General features: G+C 67.7%; 19 protein-coding genes and 1 riboswitch. Of the genes, 12 read left to right on the forward strand and 7 right to left on the reverse strand.

What is annotated here, in order from left to right:
- Positions 1–363 precede the first annotated feature (363 nt).
- From btuB to PIQ37_RS07445, 3 genes are all read right to left on the reverse strand, one after another.
- Positions 364–2,235, reverse strand: a complete 1,872-nt coding sequence (gene btuB, locus PIQ37_RS07435) for a TonB-dependent vitamin B12 receptor (protein ID WP_342072974.1) — start codon at positions 2,233–2,235, stop codon at positions 364–366.
- Positions 2,236–2,349: 114 nt separating this feature from the next.
- A riboswitch (cobalamin riboswitch) is annotated at positions 2,350–2,566 on the reverse strand.
- Positions 2,567–2,851: 285 nt separating this feature from the next.
- Positions 2,852–3,280, reverse strand: a complete 429-nt coding sequence (locus tag PIQ37_RS07440) for a TfoX/Sxy family protein (RefSeq protein ID WP_342072975.1) — start codon at positions 3,278–3,280, stop codon at positions 2,852–2,854.
- Entirely contained in the window at positions 3,277–3,759 is a 483-nt protein-coding gene (locus tag PIQ37_RS07445) for a GAF domain-containing protein (protein WP_160948164.1), read from the reverse strand. Before PIQ37_RS07445 ends, PIQ37_RS07440 begins: the two co-directional genes overlap by 4 nt.
- 120 nt (positions 3,760–3,879) lie before the next feature.
- On the opposite strand from PIQ37_RS07445, the gene bioD reads away from it, so the two are divergent.
- Positions 3,880–4,569 carry a dethiobiotin synthase gene (bioD, locus tag PIQ37_RS07450; protein WP_342072976.1) on the forward strand — a complete coding sequence of 230 codons (690 nt, stop codon included), beginning with the start codon at positions 3,880–3,882 and terminating at the stop codon, positions 4,567–4,569.
- A gap of 270 nt (positions 4,570–4,839) precedes the next feature.
- On the opposite strand, the gene PIQ37_RS07455 is transcribed toward bioD, so the two are convergent.
- The 3 genes from PIQ37_RS07455 to PIQ37_RS07465 form a co-directional block, all read right to left on the reverse strand.
- A complete protein-coding gene (locus PIQ37_RS07455) occupies positions 4,840–5,217 on the reverse strand; it encodes a phasin family protein (protein WP_026143664.1) in 378 nt (125 codons plus the stop codon).
- Positions 5,218–5,494: 277 nt separating this feature from the next.
- A complete protein-coding gene (queD, locus tag PIQ37_RS07460) occupies positions 5,495–5,854 on the reverse strand; it encodes a 6-carboxytetrahydropterin synthase QueD (protein ID WP_017916250.1) in 360 nt (119 codons plus the stop codon).
- Positions 5,855–6,031: 177 nt separating this feature from the next.
- Positions 6,032–7,405 (reverse strand): DEAD/DEAH box helicase, encoded by a 1,374-nt coding sequence (locus PIQ37_RS07465; protein WP_043093333.1) that lies wholly within the window; start codon positions 7,403–7,405, stop codon positions 6,032–6,034.
- Between the two features lie 345 nt (positions 7,406–7,750).
- Here PIQ37_RS07465 and PIQ37_RS07470 point away from each other — a divergent pair, with 345 nt between their 5' ends.
- Together PIQ37_RS07470 and maiA are read left to right on the forward strand one after the other, a co-directional pair.
- Positions 7,751–8,740, forward strand: a complete 990-nt coding sequence (locus PIQ37_RS07470; protein WP_017908490.1) for a fumarylacetoacetate hydrolase family protein — start codon at positions 7,751–7,753, stop codon at positions 8,738–8,740.
- Between the two features lie 89 nt (positions 8,741–8,829).
- A complete protein-coding gene (gene maiA, locus PIQ37_RS07475; RefSeq protein ID WP_342072977.1) occupies positions 8,830–9,486 on the forward strand; it encodes a maleylacetoacetate isomerase in 657 nt (218 codons plus the stop codon).
- A gap of 592 nt (positions 9,487–10,078) precedes the next feature.
- Here the strand turns inward: maiA and PIQ37_RS07480 are convergent.
- Positions 10,079–11,218 carry a PilT/PilU family type 4a pilus ATPase gene (locus tag PIQ37_RS07480; RefSeq protein WP_342072978.1) on the reverse strand — a complete coding sequence of 380 codons (1,140 nt, stop codon included), beginning with the start codon at positions 11,216–11,218 and terminating at the stop codon, positions 10,079–10,081.
- A gap of 99 nt (positions 11,219–11,317) precedes the next feature.
- On the opposite strand from PIQ37_RS07480, the gene PIQ37_RS07485 reads away from it, so the two are divergent.
- From PIQ37_RS07485 to PIQ37_RS07525, 9 genes are all read left to right on the forward strand, one after another.
- A complete protein-coding gene (locus PIQ37_RS07485; protein WP_026144112.1) occupies positions 11,318–11,710 on the forward strand; it encodes a DUF4398 domain-containing protein in 393 nt (130 codons plus the stop codon).
- 17 nt (positions 11,711–11,727) lie between these two features.
- The gene (locus PIQ37_RS07490; protein ID WP_342073132.1) at positions 11,728–12,600 is read left to right on the forward strand and encodes a hypothetical protein; all 873 of its coding nucleotides are present in this window, start codon (positions 11,728–11,730) and stop codon (positions 12,598–12,600) included.
- Between the two features lie 334 nt (positions 12,601–12,934).
- Positions 12,935–13,153, forward strand: a complete 219-nt coding sequence (locus PIQ37_RS07495; protein ID WP_010340228.1) for a YdcH family protein — start codon at positions 12,935–12,937, stop codon at positions 13,151–13,153.
- A 190-nt stretch (positions 13,154–13,343) separates the two neighbouring features.
- The gene (locus PIQ37_RS07500) at positions 13,344–14,714 is read left to right on the forward strand and encodes a pyridoxal-phosphate dependent enzyme (RefSeq protein WP_342072979.1); all 1,371 of its coding nucleotides are present in this window, start codon (positions 13,344–13,346) and stop codon (positions 14,712–14,714) included.
- A gap of 84 nt (positions 14,715–14,798) precedes the next feature.
- On the forward strand, positions 14,799–15,995 hold the full coding sequence (locus PIQ37_RS07505; protein WP_342072980.1) for a cystathionine gamma-synthase: 1,197 nt from the start codon (positions 14,799–14,801) through the stop codon (positions 15,993–15,995).
- Positions 15,992–16,831, forward strand: coding sequence for an ABC transporter permease (locus PIQ37_RS07510; protein WP_342072981.1), 840 nt, complete (start codon positions 15,992–15,994; stop codon positions 16,829–16,831). The genes PIQ37_RS07505 and PIQ37_RS07510 overlap by 4 nt, the downstream gene beginning before the upstream one ends.
- Complete coding sequence (locus PIQ37_RS07515; RefSeq protein ID WP_342072982.1) at positions 16,821–18,191, forward strand: ABC transporter ATP-binding protein; 1,371 nt, start codon at positions 16,821–16,823, stop codon at positions 18,189–18,191. The genes PIQ37_RS07510 and PIQ37_RS07515 overlap by 11 nt, the downstream gene beginning before the upstream one ends.
- Positions 18,188–18,784 carry a CatB-related O-acetyltransferase gene (locus PIQ37_RS07520; protein ID WP_342072983.1) on the forward strand — a complete coding sequence of 199 codons (597 nt, stop codon included), beginning with the start codon at positions 18,188–18,190 and terminating at the stop codon, positions 18,782–18,784. The genes PIQ37_RS07515 and PIQ37_RS07520 overlap by 4 nt, the downstream gene beginning before the upstream one ends.
- Positions 18,781–19,815 carry a class I SAM-dependent methyltransferase gene (locus tag PIQ37_RS07525; RefSeq protein ID WP_342072984.1) on the forward strand — a complete coding sequence of 345 codons (1,035 nt, stop codon included), beginning with the start codon at positions 18,781–18,783 and terminating at the stop codon, positions 19,813–19,815. The genes PIQ37_RS07520 and PIQ37_RS07525 overlap by 4 nt, the downstream gene beginning before the upstream one ends.
- The last annotated feature ends 281 nt before the right edge of the window (positions 19,816–20,096 follow it).

The raw sequence follows: 20,096 nt of genomic DNA on the forward strand, positions 1-20,096 counted from the left end.
TCTTCAGCCGCGACGGGCGTTCCCGAGAACGCCCGTCGCGGCTGAAGCCGCTCCTACAGCGCAGGACGCAGTAAGCCCCTCTCCCCCCGGGAGAGGGGTTGGGGTGAGGGTCCGGGCGCGTAGCGGTCGCTGAACTGTCAGGTTTGCGCCGCGATGCATGAACACGGGGGCGGGTGTTTGCGTTCGACAGCCAACGGCCCGCATTGCGGGCGCCCAACTGCGCGATGCATCGGGCCTGCGTGCTTTCGAGACTGCACGCATCTACATCCAGTGTGTTCGCACATGCCGCTCCTACAAAAAAAGACGCGTGATGTCCGCGCTGTCGTCCCGCGCCACGCCATCGGCGCAGCGCGGGACGCCGGCTCAGCGCGCTGCCGGCGCGTAGCGCAGGGTCAGCGCGTATTCGCGGCCCGGCTGGTTGTACCAGTTCACCGTCTGGTAGTCGCGATCGAACACGTTGCTGGCCTTGGCCTGCAGCGTCCAGTCCGGGGTGAACGCGTACTCCGCGCGCAGGTCGACGGTGCCGTAGCCGGCCAGGCGCACGCGGTTGGCCGCGTCGTCGAAGCGGTGGCCGCTGCCGAAGACGGTGACGCCGAGCTTGACCGGGCCGATGCCGCGGTCCACGTCCAGGCGCGCGGTGTTCTGCGCGCGGCGCGCCAGCCAGTTGTCGCGGTTGTCGCCGTCGCTGCGGTTGCGCGGGTCGGTGTGGCTCAGTTGTGCCGACAGTTCCCAGCCGGCCAGCAGCGCATAGCCGGTCAGTTCCGCACCGCGGATGCGCGCCTCGTCCACGTTGACCGGCAGGAAGCTGACCGCGTCGTAGGAGATCAGGTCCTTGACCCGGGTCTCGTAGGCGTTGAAGGTCCAGTTCCAGCTGTCGGCATACTGCGCAATGCCGAGGTTGCCGCTCTTGGAGCGCTCCGGCTTCAAGTCCGGATTGCCGGCGAACGGGTAGTACAGGTCGTTGAAGGTCGGCGCCTTGAAGCCGGTGCCGACGCTGGCGGTGAGCTTGAGGCCATGGTCCAGCGCCAGACCCCAGCCGAGGCTGCCGGTGGTGTGCTCGCCGAACTGCTCGTTGTCGTCGCTGCGCACGCTGGCCTGCACCTGCTGCGCACCGAAGCGGCCCTGGTACTCGGCGAACACGCCGGTGTTGTCGCGGCTGTCGACGTCGAAGGCGGTGCTGCTGGCGACGTGCTCGCGCTGCCAGTCGCTGCCGACGCTGAGCAGGTGGCCTTCGGCCAGGGTGATGTCGCCCTGCAGCGCGGCGGTGTCGCGGCGGCTGTCGAAGGTGCTGACGAAGCTGCGGGTGCGTGCGCCCGGCGCACGGTAGTAGCTGTCGGCGTCGTCGACGTTGCGGCCCAGTTGCGCGGCCAGGTGCAGGCGATCGGACGGAGTCCAGTCGAGCTTGCCGCTGAACACCTGCTGGGTGTTGTCGGCCTCGTTGCCGGCGAACAGCGCGTCGCCGTCGTACTCGTTGCGGCTGTCGATGTTCAACGCCTGGCCTTCGATGCGCAGCGTGTCGGTCAGCGCGTAGCCGCCGCGCGCGCTCAGCGAGACGTTGCGGTAGCCGTCGCGGTCGGGCTGGTCGACGAAGCAGCCGGCGAACAGCGTGGCCGAACCGTTGCAGGCATTGATGCCGTCGGTCTTCTGGTAGCCGCCCTGCACGGCCAGCCAGCCGCGCTCGCCGCGGTTGCTGAAGCCGGCGCCGGCCTCGCGCAGGCCGTGGCTGCCGCCGCCCAGGCTCAGGTTCTGTTGGAAGCCCTGGCCGCCGCGGCGGGTGAAGATCTGGATGACGCCGCCGATCGCGTCGGAGCCGTACAGGCTCGAGCGCGGGCCGCGCACGATCTCGATGCGCTCGATCTGGCTCAGCGGCAGGTCCTGGAACGCGGCCAGGCCGGCGCTGGCCGAGCCGATGCGCACGCCGTCCACCAGCACCAGCACGTGGTCCGACTCGCTGCCGCGCAGGTTCAGCGTGGTCAGCTTGCCCAGGCCGCCCTGGTTGGAGAGGCCGATGCCGGCGCGGCCCTGCAGCAGTTGCGCCAGCGACGTGGCCTGGCTGCGCTCGATCTCGGCACGGTCGATGACCTGCGCCGGGACCACGCTGTCCTCCACCGAGATCTGGGTGCGGGTGGCGGTGACCAGGACCTGGTCGAGGTCGGTGGCGGCATCGGCGGCGTGGGCCAGCGCGGGCAGGGACAGGGCGGACGCGATCGCGACCGAAAGCAGGCGGGACGACATGGGTGGCAACTCCGGCGCGCGGCTGCGCGCTGTGACGGCAAGGGAGTCGCGAACGGAAGGTGCAAGCGGACGGCGCCGGACACGGCGCGGCACGCCGCGACGCCCTCCGCATCGCAACCAGTGAACTGCAAGGCCGGTCTCCGGGCTCGCGATCGGGGAGGCGGACCTCCCGGCTGCGACGCCTTCCCATGCCGAGGCACAGTGGCGCAGGTCGTCAGCGCGGATCGCTTACCGTTGCGGGGGCAGCGCCGGCCTTGTCGCAAGACGCACCGGCTTCCCGTTTCAACCCGCTGGCCGGAGCCGGTGGGTCACCTTGAAGCGGCGCGATTGTACGCGATCGCCGCCGCCCGCGCGGCCAGGGCGTGTCATCCACTCGCGAGTGCACTGCGTTGGGCCTGGCAGGCGCGCCGCTGCTGAGAGGCGCAGCGCCTGGTGGTCGGGTCGAGTCGCACGGCGCCGGCGGCGCGCCTGCCAGGCCAGGCAGCAGGGGGATGAGTGCATGTGTCCGGTGCCGCGTCGTTGCCCGGGCGTGAACTGACGCCCACGGTTCTCCCGCTTCCCTTGTCACCGGCATGCGCAATCACGGCGCGGAATGCCCGGGGATGGAGGCCACGCCCTAGTCGGCGTGGGGGCCGTGGCCGTCGTCGTCGCCGTGCTGGTCGCCCATCGGCGTGTCGTGCGTGTCGTGCGCGTAGGCGTCGTCGGCAGCGTCGTCGCCGCGCGTGTCGTCGCGGTCGAAATGCGTGGTCGCCACCGGCCCGGCGACCGGCAGGCCGCGCTGCGCCGGCAGCGCCGCCGTCGCGGTTTCCAGCTCGCCCAGCAACTGCGCGCGGCGTGCCTCGGACAGTTCCTGCCAGTGGCAGCCGCTGAGCGCGCCTTCCAGCGAGTACAGCAGATTGAGGCTGGGCTTGAAGCCGGCGCGCTTGACCTTGACGAAGGCGCCGACCGCGCCGGCCGCCTCCAGGTCCTGTTGCGTGCGCACGCCGACCTGGCGCAGCCAGGCCGCGCTCTTGGGGCCGATGTTGCGCAGCTTGGTGGTGCTCATCGCAGGCTGTCGACGAAGACTTGCGCGATCGCTTCCAGGCCGCGCTGGTCGTCGGCGTCGAAGCGGGCCAGGTCGGGGCTGTCCAGGTCGAACACGCCGACCAGCGCACTGTCGCGCAGCAGCGGCACCACCAGTTCCGAACGCGAGGCCGCATCGCAGGCGATGTGCCCGGGAAACGCCTCCACGTCGTCGATGCGCTGGGTCTGGCCGCTGCTGGCGGCCGCACCGCACACGCCCTTGTGCAGCGGAATGCGCACGCAGGCCGGCAGGCCCTGGAACGGCCCGACCACCAGTTCCTTGCCGTCGTAGAGGTAGAAACCCACCCAGTTCAGCCGCGGTAGCGCGTGGTACACCAGCGCCGCCAGATTGGCGGCATTGGCGATGCGGTCGGGCTCCCCGGCGACCAGGGCGCGGGCCTGGTCGAGCAACTGGGCGTACTGTTCCGGCTTGCTGCCGGTGAGCGAGGACGAGGCGAACATCGCGCGAGTCTAGCAGCGCGATGCCTCCGCCGGCACCGCGGCGGCTGACGCGCGCGGCGGGCCCGGCTATCCTGCGCGCCGCCGCGCGTCCCGCCGGCCAACCGACAGGGTTTCGTTCGCATGGCTGTTCCCGCCTTCTACGTCACCGGCACCGATACCGGCATCGGCAAGACCATCGCCAGCACTGCGCTGCTGCATGCCCTGCGCGCGCGCGGCCAGCGCGCGGTGGGCATGAAGCCGGTGGCCAGCGGCTGCACGCGCGAGGCCGAGGGCTGGCGCAATGAGGACGCACTGGCCCTGCAGGAGGCCAGCACGCCACGCCCGCGCTATGACGATCTCAATCCGTACGCGCTGCCGCTGCCGCTGGCGCCGGAACTGGCCGCCGCCGATGCCGGCGTGCAGATGGAGCTGGCGCCGATCGCGGCCGCGTTCGACCGCCTGCGCGCGCAGGCCGACGTGGTGGTGGTGGAAGGCGTGGGTGGCTGGGCGGCGCCGCTGTCGGCGACGCTGGACCAGGCCGATCTGGCGCGGGCGCTGCGGCTGCCGGTGGTGCTGGTGGTCGGCCTGCGCCTGGGTTGCCTCAATCACGCCCGGCTCAGCGCCGCGGCGATCGCCGCCGACGGCCTGCAGTGCATCGGCTGGATCGGCAACGAGATCGACCCGGCGATGGAGCGCATCGACGACAACATGGCGATGCTGCGCGCGCGCCTGCCGATGCCGTGCTGGGGGCGCCTGCCGTATCGCCCGCAACCGCAGGCCGAGCAGTTGGCTGCGGCACTGCAGCCGTGGGCGGGCATGTCGCCCGGCTGAGCCGCTGCCTAGGCGGGTTTTGTGGGAGGGACTTCAGTCCCGACGCCCCACCAATGAAGCATCGGTGCGGCAGCTTTTTCCTCAAAGAAAGCCAGGAACGCCGAAACGCGCGTAATCGGCAAATCCCCAATCCCCACTCCCGAATCCCGCCCACAAAAAAAGGCCCGGTAGAGGGAGGGATCTACCGGGCCTTGGGTTGCACGGGGGGAGGGACCCATGCAGACCGAGCGTGCGTCGGGCGGCGAACCGCAGCGACGTCGAAAACTGGTGTTACTTGGCGGCGGGCTTCGCCTTCGGCGCGGCCTGTTCGGTCGCCGCTTCGAACTGGTGCTTGGCGAGCTGGCCGATGGCCTCGGAGGCCTTCAGGCCCAGGCCGAACACTTCCTGGTTGGCCGTGGCCAGCCGCTCGAAGTTGTCGCGGGCGATCTGCAGGCCCTTCGGCCACAGCGCCTGCACGGTGCCCAGATCGCGCGCCTCGGTCAGTTCGCCGAGGAAGCCGGTGGTGGCCGACACGTTCTTCTCGAAGGTCTTCAACTGCACGCCGAACACGCTCTCGGCGCTCTCCAGCGCCAGGCGGTTGGCACGCGCCGCGGCGGCGGCGAACTGCTGGGTGTAGCTGCTGAACTGATCGTTGAATTGAGCGGACATCATGCAACTCCGTTGGAATGCCGACTGCTGTTGCAGTGCAACATACGCCCATTCTGCTGCGATGCAACAAAATTTTCTGAAGCCGCTCAGGATTCGTTCAAGCTGCCTTTCGGATCAAAGACTTGGCGCAATTTCCCCGCGCTCGCTGGGCATCTCTGCGTCTCTGGCAAGCGGCAATGCGCGCGCCCCGCACAGCCGGCCAGCCTCATTAGCCCCTCAGCCGTCGCAGTGCCGTCCTTGCGATTCCCGATTCCCCACTCCCCAATCCCAGCCTTGCTCAGCCCGGCCCGCGATAGCGACAGCCGGAGGTGCAGGTCTCGTGCACCACCACTTCGCTCAGCAGCGGCAGTGCCGGCTTGAGCCGGTCCCAGATCCACACCGCCAGACGCTCGCTGGTGGGGTTGTCCAGGCCCTCGATGTCGTTGAGGTAGTGGTGGTCGAGCTGGTCGTAGAGCGGGCGGAACGCCGCCTTGATGTCGCCGAAATCCATCACCCAGCCGCTCTCGGCGCCGGGTTCGCCGCTGACGTGCAGCTCGATGCGGAACGAATGCCCGTGCAGGCGCGCGCACTTGTGGCCGGGCGGCACGTTGGGCAGACGGTGCGCGGCTTCGAGGGTGAAGACTTTGAAGATATCCATGGGGAGCATTGTACGGTCAGGGCTGGAGCGGCATGGCGGGCTGCCGGTGCCGCGCGACGACGACGGCGCCGTCGTGCGGCAGGGCGTCGCGACATGCGCGATGCCGGGTGGAGCGGACAAAAAAGGCCGCCCCGAAGGGCGGCCTGAGTGCGTGCGCAGCGCGTGGCCGCGGACGGATCAGCGCGGCGCGGCGGGGCGGTTGCCGCCGCCGTTGCCGTGGCGGCGGCCCTGGCCCTGGCGACGGGCGCCGTCGGCGTGGCTGCCGCCGGGCTTCTTGCTGCCGGCGTGCGCATGCGCGTGCGCCGGTGCATCGCCATGGCCGCGACGGGCGTGGCTGCCGCGACGGGGCGGGCGCTGGCCGCCCGGACGCTCGTCCGGCGGGTTGTTGTTGCCCCAGCGGATCGGCGTGACCGGCTCGAAGCCCGGCACGTCGCGGATGTCCATCTCGCGCTTGAGCATGCGTGCGATCGCGCGCAGCAGCTTGGCCTCGTCCTGCGCCACCAGCGAGATCGCCTCGCCGGTCGAGCCGTTGCGGCCGGTGCGGCCGATGCGGTGCACGTAGTCCTCGGCGACCATCGGCAGGTCGTAGTTGATGACCTTGGGCAACTGGTCGATGTCGATGCCGCGCGCGGCGATGTCGGTCGCCACCAGCACGGTGATGCGGCCGGCCTTGAAGTCGCTCAATGCGCGCAGGCGCTGGCCCTGGCTCTTGTTGCCGTGGATCGCCGCGGTCTTCAGCCCGGACTTGTCCAGGAACATGGTCAGCTTGTCGGCACCGTGCTTGGTGCGGGCGAACACCAGGGTCTGCTTGCGCGAGTCGGCGGCCAGCAGGTGCAGCAGCAGTTCGCGCTTGCGCGCACCGTCCACCGGATGCACGCGGTGGGTGATGGTGTCGGCCACGGTGTTGCTCGGGGTGGCCTGGATTTCCTGCGGGTCGTGCATGAACTCGCGGGCCAGTTGCTTGATGCCTTCCTCGAAGGTGGCCGAGAACAGCAGGGTCTGCCGGTTCTGCTTGGGCAGCTTGGCGAGGATGCGCTTGATCGACGGCAGGAAGCCCATGTCGAGCATGCGGTCGGCTTCGTCCAGCACCAGGATCTCGATGCCCGACAGGTCCACGCTGCGACGCTCGAGATGGTCGAGCAGGCGGCCCGGGCAGGCGATCAGCAGGTCCACGCCGCGGCGCAGCGCGTCGAGCTGGTTGCCCATGCCCACGCCGCCGTAGATGGTGGTGCTGGGGATGCGCAGGTACTTGCTGTAGCCGCGCAGGCTGTCGTGGACCTGGGTGGCCAGTTCGCGGGTCGGGGTCAGGATCAGCGCGCGCGGCTTGCGCGGGCCGGGGCCCACCGACTGCGGCGAAGTGCCCAGGTGCTGCAGCAGCGGCAGGCCGAACGCGGCGGTCTTGCCGGTGCCGGTCTGCGCGCCGGCCATCAGGTCATGGCCTTCCAGGGCGACGGGAATGGCCTGCGCCTGGATCGGGGTAGGGGTTTCGTAGCCCTGCTCGGCCAACGCGCGCAGCAGGAAGGGCGCAAGGCCCAGGGATTCGAACGACATGAGAATGCTCCGGATAACGCGCCGACGCCGGGACGGACCCGGCGCGCAGACGCAAGTAGGTGAGGCTCGGAGCGTTCCCGTGAACCGCGCTGCGAGAGGGTGGATCAACCCGCAGCGCGAGGCTGGGGTTCGTCGGCACCACGAAAGGCGTCGGGCGGGGCGGGCGAGTCGGATCGTTGCGATCCTGGCCTCGCCGGCGATCCCTGAGGGAAACGGACGGCCGCATGCAGACCCGGGCAGTGTACCTGAATTGGCGCGCTGCACAAAATCCGGGTCCGTTTCAGTTGAAACCAAGCCGGCGTCTGGCCGTACAATCGCCGGCTCAGCCCCCGGCACTGGACGGACATGAAGCTAGGTTCCCTGAAGGAAGGCGGTCGCGACGGCACCCTGATCGTCGTGTCCCGCGATCTGACCCGCGCGGTGCGCGCCACCGGCATCGCGCCGACCCTGCAGCGCGCGCTGGAGGACTGGAGCAACCTCGCGCCGCGCCTGAACGCGCTGTCCGAGTCGCTCAACGACGGCAGCGCCGACGGCCAGTTCGACTTGGACATGGCCGCGCTGGCGGCACCGCTGCCGCGCGCCTACGAGTTCCTCGACGGCAGCGCCTACCTGCCGCACGTCGAGCGCGTGCGCCGCGCGCGCGGCGCCGAGGTGCCGGAGAGCTTCTACACCGACCCGCTGATGTACCAGGCGGTCAGCGCCGGCTTCTACGGCCCGCGCGATGCGGTCAAGGTGGTCAGCGAGGACTACGGGATCGACCTGGAAGCCGAGATCGTGGTGGTGACCGACGACGTGCCGATGGCGGTCAGCCCGGCGCAGGCCGCCGCGCACATCCAGTTGATCGGCCTGGTCAACGACGTGTCGCTGCGCAACCTGATTCCGCCGGAACTGGCCAAGGGCTTCGGCTTCGTGCAGTCCAAGCCGCGGTCGGCGCTGTCGCCGGTGTTCGTCACCCCCGACGAACTGGGCGAGGCCTGGCAGGGCAACAAGGTGCACCTGCCGCTGCTGACCCACATCAACGGCGCCTGGTTCGGCGCGCCGGAAGCGGGCGAGGACATGCAGTTCGATTTCGCGCAGCTGGTCGCGCACGCGGCCAAGACCCGGCCGCTGGCGGCCGGCGCGGTGGTCGGTTCGGGCACCATCGCCAACCAGGACACCACGCGCGGCGCCTCCTGCTTCGCCGAACAGCGCACCGTGGAAACCCTGCGCGACGGCAAGCCGAGCACGCCGTACATGTCCTTCGGCGACGTGGTGCGGATCGAGATGCTGGATCGTGACGGAGTGAGCATCTTCGGCGCGATCGAGCAGCGCATCGAGCAGGCGCCGCTACCCTGACCCGGCCGGCGGCGCTGCCGGGGCGACCGGCGGCGCCGCGCCGCCGGTGTCCACCGGTATCGTTGTCGACTGCGCAGACGGAGGCGGGCATGGACGAGGCACTGCAGCTTTACACCTACTGGCGATCCAGTGCCGCGTACCGGGTGCGCATCGGGCTGGAGCTCAAGCGCCTGGCCTACCAGTCGCTGCCGGTGCATCTGGTGCGCGACGGCGGCCAGCAGCACTCGCCGGAATATGCGCGGTTGAATCCGCAGGAGCTGGTGCCGACCCTGTGCCACGAGGGTCAGCCGATCCGCCAATCGCTGGCGATCCTGGAGTACCTGGACGAGCGCTGGCCGGAGCCGCCGCTGCTGCCGGACGCGCCGATCGATCGCGCCCGCGTGCGCGGCCTGGCGCAACTGATCGCCTGCGACATCCACCCGCTCAATAACCTGCGCGTGACGCAGTTCTTCGAGAGCGCCTGGAACGTGCCGCAACCCGAGCGCGAAGAGTGGATGCGGCACTGGATGCAGACCGGCTTCGATGCGCTGGAGCAGTTGCTGGCCGAGTCGCCCGACACCGGACGCTTCTGCCACGGTGAGCAGCCGGGCCTGGCCGACTGCTGCCTGGTGCCGCAGCTCTACAACGCGCGGCGCTTCGGCGTGGATCTGCAGGTCTACCCGACCCTGGAGCGGATCGAGCGCGCCTGCCTGGCGCTGCCGGCATTCGACGCGGCGCGCCCGGAAAACCAGCCGGACGCGCAGTGAACCCCGCTGTGTCGTACCCGATGCGCAGCGCGTCCTGCTGCCTCGTAGGAGCGGCTTCAGCCGCGACCGGGCGCCACTGATGCGCGGTCGGCCTCCGCCGCCGCCCCCCCTGCCGCATCGATGAGCATGAGACTGTAGGAGGGACTTCAGTCCCGACGGCAAACGGCAACTCGTCGGACGTTCCGGTCTTCGCGCGTCGCGACTGAAGTCGCTCCCACAGGAGCGTGCGGCGAACTCACTGTGTGCACTGTGGGAGGGACTTCAGTCCCGACTGCAGTTTGCTGGATGAATCGCTGCTTCGTTCATAGCGCCTGAAGGGCGCCTCGAATAACGCGGTATTGCCGCGGTTCGGCATGATGTATCGCCGCTCCTACAAATGGCCTTTCGTCGTTATTAGAACTGCCCTGAAGCCGCTCCCTGCAGAGCGCGGGGCCGCACCTGGCGCGCAGGTGCGTGGGGGCGCTGGTCGCGGCAGGACGTCTCGGCAGCGGTCTGCGATGGTCCAGGCCCCGCCGTTGCCATGGCTCACCGCGACCAACGAGCTGCAAAACCCGGTCGGCCGAAGCCGCGCCTACGACGACACGGCGAGGCCTCAGACGAAGCCGTGGGTGATGCGCGGCGCGGCGCTGGGGCCGCTGTCGTAATCGGCGTAGGGATCGTGCTCGCCGCTGCCGCCTTCGGACAGGCGGAACTTCAGGGCCAGGCCGTCGCGCGAGTCGGCCGCGCGCAGCGCTTCCTCCTGCTCGATCTGGCCCTGCTTGACCATGCGGAACAGGCACTGGTCGAAGGTCTCCATGCCTTCCTCCAGCGACTCCTCCATCGCCTGCTTGATCTCGTGGACCTGGCCGCGGCGCAGCAGGTCGCGGATCATCGGCGTGTTCAGCAGCACTTCCGACGCCGGCCGGCGGCGGCCGGTGTTGTCCTTGACCAGGCGCTGCGAGATCACCGCGCGCAGGTTCAACGACAGGTTCATCAGCACGTTCTTGTGCGCGCTCTCGGGGAAGAAGTTGAGGATGCGCTCGATGGTCTGGTCGGCGTTGTTGGAGTGCAGGGTGGCCAGGCACAGATGTCCGGTTTCGGCGAAGGCGATGGCTGCCTCCATGGTCTCCGCGTCCAGGATCTCGCCGATCAGGATCACGTCCGGCGCCTCGCGCATCGCGTTCTTCAGCGCGTTGTGGAAAGCGTGGGTGTCCAGGCCGACCTCGCGCTGGTTGACGATGGACAGCTTGTGCTTGTGCAGGTATTCGATCGGATCCTCGATGGTGAGGATGTGCCCGGTGGTGGTGCTGTTGCGGTAGTCGATCATCGACGCCAGCGAGGTGGACTTGCCCGAGCCGGTGGAGCCGACCACCAGGACCAGCCCGCGCGGGGTCATGATCACGTCCTTGAGCACCTGCGGCAGGTGCAGTTCCTCGATGCTGGGAATCTTGCTGCGGATCGCGCGGATCACCATGCCGACCTCGCCGCGCTGCTTGAACACGTTGACGCGGAAACGCCCGGCGTCCTGCAGGGCGATGGCCATGTTCAATTCCAGCTCCCGCTCGAACTGCGGCACTTGGCCCTCGTCCATCAACGAGTAGGCGATCTTCTTGACCATGCCCGGCGGCAGGCCGGTGGCGCCGAGCGGGTACAGCTTGCCTTCGATCTTGATATAGACCGGTGCTCCCGTGGTCAGGAACATGTCCGAGGCGTTCTTTTCGGTCATCAGCTTCAGGAAATAGCCGATATCCATGCGCAATGGTTCCCCAACGATCCGCAATCGCCCGTTGCAAGCGCGCCACAGGCTTCCGACAATGGCCGTGACCGACGTCTCCGTCCACGGCCCCCCTAGATGAAAACTAGCTTCGCACACTTCCGTTGTCAGCAGTATGTGATGGCCTGCGCATTGGCGTTGTTCGCCGCGCCGGCCGCGTTCGCCCAAGTGGCTTCGCCGGAGCTGCTGTCCGCGCAGCAGGCGGTGCAGCGTGCGGTCCAGGCCGATGCCGACCAGTACGCGCCGGACCTGCTGGCCAGTGCCCGCCAGGGCCTGGAACAGGCGCAACAGGCCGCGCTCGACCGCCGCCAGCGCAAGACCGCACCGCAGCTGGCCCTGCGCGTGGCGGCCGATGCCGACCTGGCGCGCGCGCGCAGCGAGGAGGCGGTGGCCAATGCACAGTTGAAGCAGCGCCAGGCCGAGGTGGCCCAACTGCAACAGACCCTGGGCACCGGGGAGGGCCGCCCATGAGCCGCGCCCTGCATGGAATGCGCCGCCTGGCCCTGCTGGCGTTGCTGCTGGCGCCGCTGGGCGCGATGGCCGCCGACGACCCGGAACTGGCCGTGCTCAACCAGCGCCTGGTGGCGCTGCAGGCCGATCCGCTCAACGCCGATGTCGCCGCCTACGAGCGCCTGCAGGCGCAGCAGGCGGTGGCCAACTTCGCCAACGCCAAGCGCAAGGAGCGCGACGAGGCGCGCTACCTGGCCGAGCGCCGGGTCGAGATCGCCGAAACCATGGCCCGCGCCGAGATCGCCCGACGCCAGGTCGACCAGTTGGAGAAGACCCGCAGCGACCTGCTGATCGAGGCCAGCCGCCGCGAGGCCGCGCGCGCCCGGCAGGAGGCCGAGCGCCTGCGCGTGCAGGCGCAGATCCAGGCCGAGGAGGCCGAGAGCCTGCGTCAGGCCGCCGAGGCCGAGCAGGCCGCACGGGCAGATGCGGATGCGGCCCTGGCCAGCGTCGCCGGGCAGCAGACCGCCAAGCTCAGCGCCGCGCAGCAGAAGTCGGCCAAACTGGCGCGCGAGGAGGCCGAGCTGGTCGCCGGCACCAAGCTGCCGGCCTCGCGCTTCGAGACGCGCGGCGAGGTCTTCACCTTCTCCGGCGCGGCCTTCGGTGCCGGCAAGGCCGCGCTGTCGGGCGATGCCAGCAACCAGGCCAAGGCCCTGTCGCAGTACCTGCAGATCAGCAAGGGCAAGGTGCGGATCGAGGCCTACGACACCGACGCCGGGGTGGCGCAGAAGCGCGCCGATGCCCTGCGCGCGGCCCTGGTCGGCGGCGGCGTCGCCGCCAACCGGGTGCAGGCGGTCGGCAAGAAGGGGGCCTCGACCAAGGCCCGCTCGGCCGAAGTCGTGATCGCGCCCTAAGCTCGGACGGCGCCCTGTGCAGGCGGTTTAACGGGGTTTTTCCCTGGGCCTGAGCGCCGAGCAACTGAATGCGGCAAAGCGGGCCTGCTTCTCTTGTCCGCGACGGTGGGGAGGCGTAGGGTCGGTACTCCAGGTGGCACTCCCGCCGCCTGGTGCCAACGGAGGAGTTCGAGCCGATGACGCAGTGGCGCGCACCGCAGTCCGACGTCCCGGGAACCGTGGTTCCAGGCGTTGCAGCGGTGCAGCCGGCGGCTCGCGCGCTTCCGCTCCCAGGCAACGCCCCGTGCCGCAGCGGCCGGGGCGTTCTTGTTTCTAGCTGAAGGAGGCTATTCCTATGTTCGAAGGGCAACCGCAGACCGAAATCGACGCGTTGATCAAGTCCGATCCGGAGTTCAAGCAGCTCTACCAGCGCCACAAGACCTTGGACAAGAAGTGCATGGACGCCGAGCTCGGCGTGCTGCCGATCGACGATGTCACCCTGGCGCAGATGAAGCGCGAAAAGCTCGCCGCCAAGGAAAAGCTGCTGCGCCTTTACGAGCAGAAGCCGCACTGACCGTACTATTCCCTCTTGTCGCGGGCGGTGGCTGGCCTCCTCGTCGGCTTGCCACCGTCCGCGTCATCCCCTCCGAAAGCCGCGACCGCGGCTTTTTTCGTCCCCGCCGCGCGCATTCTCTGACTTTCCACCCCCGAGCGCGGATAATGCCCGGTCCAGCCGCTGCCGCGGCGCGACGCATTCGGACCCGATGGCCATTCACTCCTCCGTACTCGATCTGATCGGCGACACCCCCATCGTCAAGGCCAGCAAGCTCGACACCGGGGTGTGCGAGCTGTACCTGAAGCTGGAGAGCGCCAATCCCGGCGGCTCGATCAAGGATCGCATCGGCCTGTCGATGATCGAGGCGGCGGAGCGCCGCGGCGACCTCAAGCCCGGCGCGGTGCTGGTCGAGGGCACCGCCGGCAACACCGGCATCGGCCTGGCCCTGGTCGCCCAGCAGAAGGGCTACAAGCTGATCCTGGTGGTGCCGGACAAGATGAGCCGGGAGAAGATCTTCAACCTCAAGGCGATGGGCGCCGAGGTGGTGCTGACCCGCTCGGACGTGGCCAAGGGCCACCCCGAGTACTACCAGGACCTGGCCGCGCGCATCGCCGCCGAGACTCCGGGGGCCTACTTCATCAACCAGTTCGGCAATCCCGACAACCCGGCCGCGCACGAGTTCGGCACCGGCCCGGAGATCCTGCGGCAGATGGACGGCCGGCTGGACGCGATCGTGTTCGGCTGCGGCAGCTCCGGCACCATGACCGGCCTGTCGCGCGCCTTCGCCGCCGCCTCGCCGCACACCGAGCTGGTGCTGGCCGACCCGGTCGGTTCGATCCTGACCGAATACATCGAGCAGGGCACGGTCAGCGAGAAGTCCGGCAGCTGGCTGGTCGAGGGTATCGGCGAGGATTTCCTGCCGGCGATCTCCGATTTCACCCGGGTCAGTAAGGCCTATTCGATCAGCGACGCCGAGAGTTTCCACACAGCGCGGGAACTGCTGGCCAAGGAGGGCATCCTTGGCGGCTCCTCCACTGGCACCCTGCTGGCGGCGGCGCTGAAGTACTGCCGCGAACAGACCGAGCCCAAGCGCGTGCTGGTGTTCGTCTGCGACACCGGCAACAAGTACCTGTCGAAGATGTACAACGACTACTGGATGCTGGACAACGGCTTCCTGGAGCGCCCGCAGCACGGCGACCTGCGCGACCTGATCCTGCGCCCCTACAGCCAGCGCGACACGGTGGTGGTCGGCCCCAAGGACCTGCTGACCACTGCCTACCAGCGCATGAAGCTGTACGACGTGTCGCAGCTGCCGGTCATGGAAGGCGATCAATTGGTCGGCATCGTCGACGAAAGCGACGTCTTGTTGCATGTATACGGCGATGAAGCGCGGTTCCGCGACCCCGTGGCCACGGCCATGGTCAGCAAGCTCGACCGGCTGGACGTCAAATCGCCGATCGAGGCCCTGCTGCCGGTGTTCGATCGCGGCCAGGTCGCCATCGTGATGAACGAGGGCGCCTTCCTCGGCCTGATCACCCGCATCGACCTGCTCAACTACCTGCGCCGCCGGGTGCAGTAATCCCTGCGCCCGGCACGGCCCCGTGCTGCATGGGGCCGTTCAGACCGCACTGCTAGAATCACGCCCCTTTTCCGGTAACCCCACATGACGGACAACACGTCGAATCCCCATGGCGACGGCCCCGCGCTGGCGCTGGCGACCCTGGCCATCCATGGCGGACAGCACCCGGACCCGTCCACCGGCGCGGTGATGCCGCCGATCTACGCGACCTCCACCTACGCCCAGTCCAGCCCCGGCGAACATCAGGGCTTCGAGTACTCGCGCACCCACAACCCGACCCGCTTCGCCTACGAGCGCTGCGTGGCGGCCCTGGAAGGCGGCAGCCGCGGCTTCGCCTTCGCCTCGGGCATGGCGGCGACGGCCACAGTGATCGAACTGCTGGACAGCGGCAGCCACGTGATCGCCATGGACGACCTCTACGGCGGCAGCTACCGCCTATTCGAGCGGGTGCGCAAGCGCACCGCCGCGCTGGAGTTCGGCTTCGTCGACCTGACCGACCCGGCCGCATTCGAGGCGGCGATCCGCCCGACCACCAAGATGGTGTGGATCGAGACCCCAACCAATCCGATGCTGAAGATCGTCGATATCGCGGCGATCGCCGCGATCGCGCGCAAGCACGGCCTGCTGGTGGTGGTCGACAACACCTTCGCCTCGCCGCTGCTGCAGCGGCCGCTGGCGCTGGGTGCGGACATCGTGGTGCATTCGGCGACCAAGTACCTCAACGGCCACTCGGACATGGTCGGCGGCATGGCCGTGGTCGGCGACAACGCCGAACTGGCCGAACAACTGGCCTTCCTGCAGAACTCGGTGGGCGGCGTGCAGGGCCCGTTCGACAGCTTCCTGGCGCTGCGCGGCCTGAAGACCCTGCCGCTGCGCATGCGCGCGCACTGCGACAACGCCCTGGCCCTGGCGCAGTGGCTGGAGACGCACCCGGCGGTGGAGAAGGTGATCTACCCGGGCCTGCCCTCGCACCCGCAGCATGCCCTAGCCGGCCGGCAGATGAGCGGCTACGGCGGCATCGTCTCGATCGTGCTCAAGGGCGGCTTCGACGCGGCCAAGCGCTTCTGCGAACGCACCAAGCTGTTCACCCTCGCCGAATCGCTGGGCGGCGTGGAGAGCCTGGTCAACCATCCTGCGGTGATGACCCATGCTTCGGTGCCGGTCGCGCGGCGCGAGCAGCTCGGCATCAGCGATGCGCTGGTGCGGTTGAGCGTGGGGGTGGAGGATGTGGGGGATTTGCGCGGGGATCTGGAATGGGCTCTGGCAGGTGACGCGCAATGAGTTCGGTGCGTTTACCGGCGCGCGCCGTGCTGACCTCGCCGCTATCGATGGCGCGCAGTTTCCTGGCGAACCGCGCGCTGACCTATCAGTTGGCAAAGCGCGAAGTGATCAGCCGCTATCGCGGTTCGCTGATGGGCCTGGCCTGGTCGTTCTTCAATCCGCTGCTGATGCTGGCGGTATACACGTTCGTGTTCTCCGTGGTGTTCAACGCGCGCTGGGGGCAGGACACGTCGCATCGCGGTGAGTTCGCGATCATCCTCTTCGTCGGCATCCTGGTGCACGGCATTTTCGCAGAGTGCGTGAACCGGGCGCCGACCCTGATCATCGGCAACGCAAGCTACGTCAAGCGTGTCGTATTTCCCCTGGAAACCCTGCCCTGGGTGGCGATGGGGGCGGCGCTGTTCCATGCACTGGTGTCGTTGGCGGTGCTGCTGATTGCGCAAGTGCTCATCCGCGGCGTGCTGCCGCTGACCGTGCTTTACTTCCCATTGGTGCTGCTCCCGTTGGTGCTGTTCACCATGGGGCTCGCCTGGTTGCTCTCCGCGCTCGGCGTGTTCGTGCGCGACATCGGCCAGATGACCGGGATCCTGACCACGATCCTGATGTTCCTGGCGCCGGTGTTCTATCCGGTCAGCGCGCTGCCCGAGGGGCTGCGCAAGTGGATCTATCTCAACCCGCTCACGTTCATCATCGAGCAGGCGCGCGACGTGCTGATCTGGGGCAATGCGCCGGATTTCGTCGGTCTGACCAAGTACTTCGTCTTCGCCATGCTCGTTGCCTGTTTCGGCTATCTGTGTTTCCGCAAGATGCGTCGGGGATTTGCCGATGTCATCTAATCACTCCTCCGCGGACACGTCGGACCTTGCGATCCGCGTATCCGATGTCGCCAAGTGCTTTCAGGTGTACATGCAGCCGCAGGATCGTCTCAAGCAGGCTCTCTTGCCGCGTCTGTGGCGTTTCCTAGACAGGCCCCGTAATAAAGATTACTACAGCGAATTCTGGGCACTCAAAGGTGTCAACTTCGATGTACGTCGCGGCGATACGGTCGGTGTCATTGGGCGCAACGGTTCGGGTAAGTCGACCTTGTTGCAGATCATCTGCGGAACCCTCCAGCCCACGTCCGGCGAGGTCACCGTGCGTGGCCGCGTCGCCGCGCTGCTGGAGCTGGGCGCGGGCTTCAATCCCGAGTTCACCGGGCGCGAGAACGTCTATATGAGCGCCTCGATCCTCGGCCTTTCGCGAGAGCAGGTGGACCAGAAATACGAGGACATCGTGGCATTCGCCGATATCGGCGATTTCCTCGATCAGCCGGTGAAGACCTATTCCAGCGGCATGTACGTGCGCCTGGCCTTCGCGGTGATCGCGCATGTCGATGCCGATATCCTGGTGATCGACGAGGCGCTGGCCGTAGGCGACGCGATCTTCGTGCAGAAGTGCATGCGCTTTTTGCGCAAGTTCCGCGAGAACGGCACGCTGCTGTTCGTCAGCCACGATACCTCCTCCGTCCTCAATTTCTGCCAGAGCGCCGTATGGCTTGATCGCGGGCAGATGCGCATGCACGGTACCGCCCAGGAAACCTGTAATGCGTACATCGAGTACTGCGCCCAGGAAGTCTATGGCGACACCGTCAAACTGGAATCCAGGCAGACGGGAGGCGCCGCGGCAGCGAGGGCGCCTTCCTTGCCGAGCATCGAAAAGGATCTCAAGGTCCAGCTCTTCGACAACGTGGCCCATTCCGACGGCTGGCAGTCCGGTGTGGCGAGCATCGATTCGGTCGTGCTCTGCAACGAGCAGGGCGAGTCCGTCACGGCCTTCGCAGGCGGCGAACATGTCGTGCTGAAGATCCGTGCGACCGCGCACGAGGCGTTGCAAAGCCCGTTGATCGGGTTCTTCGTCAAGGACCGGCTCGGTCAATCGTTGTTCGGTGAACATACCTATACGCATGTGCAGCCGCCGATGGCGGTCGAGGCACAGACCTGCCTGGAGGCGTCCTTCCGTTTCATCCTGCCACTGCTGCCAAATGGCGAGTATTCGATGACGGTGTCGATCGCCGATGGCGACCCCTACGCCCACACGCAGCACTGCTGGTTGCACGATGCCGTGCTGATTCAGGTGTCTTCGCCCAAGCTTCGCTACGGGCTCGTCGGCATTCCCTTCGAGGAAGTGACGATGAAACGTGTCGGAGCCGAACGATGAATCACGGTGCCATTCCGCCGCTGGTATCGAACGATCCGCGGATCACGGTCGGTCGCTTCACTTATGGCGAGGCGCGATTCAAGGTGTGGACCGAGGCCGAGCGAATCCAGATCGGTGCGTTCTGTTCGATCGCCGAAGGGGTGACCCTCTTCGGAGGCGGCGAGCACCGGTCCGATTGGGTGACGACCTACCCGCTGCGGATCGCCTTTAACTCTCCGGGAGCCGGACAGGACGGCCTGCCGCATACGAAAGGCCCCACCATCATCGGCAACGACGTCTGGATCGGGCATGGCGCCATGGTGCTTTCCGGGGTCACGGTCGGTGACGGCGCGTGCATCGGTGCCGGCGCGGTGGTCAGCAAGGACGTGCCGCCCTACGCCATCGTTGCCGGCAATCCGGCGCGGCTGGTGCGGATGCGTTTCGATGCGCGGAGCGTCGCGCGCCTGCTGGAGATTCGCTGGTGGGACTGGCCGATCGAGAAGATCCGCGCGTTCGAGTCGCTGTTGAGCGATAGCGACATCTCCGCATTCATCGAAGCTGCAGAGCGCAGCGAAGATACTTCCGCAGTTCCTGCGAGGCAGTTTGTCCCATGATCGGATTCGCGTTTTCCTCAAGCATGCTGATGGTCCCGCGCTCGTTGTCGCTCAGTGCTTGGCTGGGCCATATTCCTTTCGCGTCGTGGTTGATCGAGCAGCTCAAGCCGCAGTCGATCGTGGAATTGGGAACGCACCGTGGCGCGTCGTTCCTCGCGCTTTGCCAAGCGGTCGACGAGCAGATGTTGACGGCACGCGTGTTCGCCGTCGATACCTGGGAAGGTGATGAGCATGCCGGGTTCTATGGCGAGGATATCTACAACGAACTGCGCACCTACCAGCAGCGCTACTACGCCGGCATCTCGGAGATGCTGCGGATGCGTTTCAGCGAGGCATTGCATTACTTCGCCGACGGATCGGTGGATCTGCTGCACATCGATGGCCTGCATACCTACGAGGCGGTGAGGGAGGACTTCGAGAGCTGGTTGCCGAAGCTGTCCTCGCGTGCAGTGGTTCTGTTCCACGACACCTGCGTGCGAGAGCGCGAATTCGGTGTCTGGCAGTACTGGGACGAGATCAGTCGGCAGTACCCGTCGTTCGAGTTCACTCACACGCACGGGCTGGGTGTGTTGCTGGTGGGCGAGGACCGAAATCCAGAACTGGTCAAGCTGGCGGAGGTTGCGGCGGATGGCCAATTCGCGCCGATCAACCATCTGTTCGATGCTCTGGGTCGCAGCGTCAAGGGGATGGAAGAGATCGAGCGCCTTTATGTCGCGCTGGCCACAGAGCGCGCGGAAATTGCGCGTCTCACCCAAGAACAACAGCAGACTCAGCAGCGGCAGGCGGAGCTGGGCGCTCATGAGTGGCAGCAATTGCAACAGATGTGTCAGGAGCAGTTGCAGGGCGTGCAACAACTGGCGCAGTCCGTGCAGCAGGTCTCCCAAGAAGTGGAGGCAAGCGGCGCAGCGCAGCGGGCGCTTGTCGACTCACATCTGCAGTCCCTGCAGGCGTCCATTGCGACTGTGGTGCAGCGCTTGGAAAGCCAGGAACAGAAACTGGATCGCGTGCGGCGCCCATGGTGGGCTTCCTGACCGTCTTTCCAGGCTGAGGGGCGGGGCAAGCGCCGAAGCTGTCCCCGCTTCATGTCGGACCCGGCGGCTGTGATGGGTCGTCGTGATGCTCTCCGCTTCTGAGTGGGGTGAGCACGTTTTGGGGTGATTGATCTGCGGCCAATTCGTTTCGTTCGTAACTCCCGCGTCGTAGCGGGGGGGGGGGGGGGCTGGCCCGTGCCACGCTCGCGTGCCGCCTTTTACTGCGCGCTGGGCTGCAGCGCTGTGCGATGGGGGTTGGACGTCGACGGGCGGTGCTGGTG

Source organism: Xanthomonas protegens (genome assembly GCF_038442435.1).
Lineage (GTDB): Bacteria > Pseudomonadota > Gammaproteobacteria > Xanthomonadales > Xanthomonadaceae > Xanthomonas_A > Xanthomonas_A sontii.